Below are 716 nucleotides of genomic sequence, written 5' to 3'. Positions count from 1 at the left end.
GTCCAGGCCGGCCTCGTTCTTCGCGGCGTGGAAGCACTCCTCGATCGCCAGCGTGCTCCGGCGGCCCGGACGATCACCGCCAGCGGGGTACTGGCGGGGGCGTGGGACAGGTAGTAGGCGCGTTCGCCGTCAGCCAGCGATCGCCGGAATACCGTCCGGGCATACCTCGCCGGCCTGCTCGACCAGCGTCCAGCCGTTCCTACGCTCCAGCGGAGCCAGGAGACCGCGCAGATATTCACCCACCCGTCTACGCGGTTCCGACCTGCGGAGATACCGGCCGATCCGGCCGCGCAGCGCATCCAGCCCGGCAACCCGGCGGCGTACCTCGTCAACCGTGATGTCCCCGCCCATGACCAGCGCGACGACCAGCCGTATCACCGGTCACACCAACGGCGGCTGCCGTACTAACCGGCCTGCTGGCCGTGTTCCGACTCCGGAAAACGGAGCCCGTCGGCGTTGGCCGTCCACTCGATACCGCCACCCACGGGGCGGAGAAAGGCGACACGTTTTCCGTCGACTTCGGGGTCAAACAGGAGATCTTCCACGTTGTGAACCGATTGCAGCACCCCGATCCGATCGGTGAACGGGTCGTACACACGCTCACCCGGCTTCGGTCCGTGATATCCGGAGTCGGTCATTCTGATGGTCATGCGTCCTCTTTCGCATTCGCGTCGTGGTCGTAAGGAGGTTCGAGTGAGTTCGCGTATCGGGATCGT

Annotated in this window: 1 protein-coding gene and 1 pseudogene; both read right to left on the bottom strand. The window is 65.9% G+C overall.

The features are described 5' to 3' along the window. Window positions 1-147 precede the first annotated feature (147 nt). Window positions 148-351, bottom strand: a pseudogene (locus KUM32_RS45510) (IS701 family transposase); the annotation flags it as partial. A 53-nt stretch (window positions 352-404) separates the two neighbouring features. Then, entirely contained in the window at window positions 405-650 is a 246-nt protein-coding gene (locus KUM32_RS35930; RefSeq protein ID WP_217146109.1) for a hypothetical protein, read from the bottom strand. Window positions 651-716: the final 66 nt, after the last annotated feature.

It is taken from the genome of Streptomyces sp. AC627_RSS907 (assembly GCF_019049165.1).
Note: the sequence above shows the minus strand (reverse complement) of the source record. Positions and strands in the feature narration are given on the sequence as shown.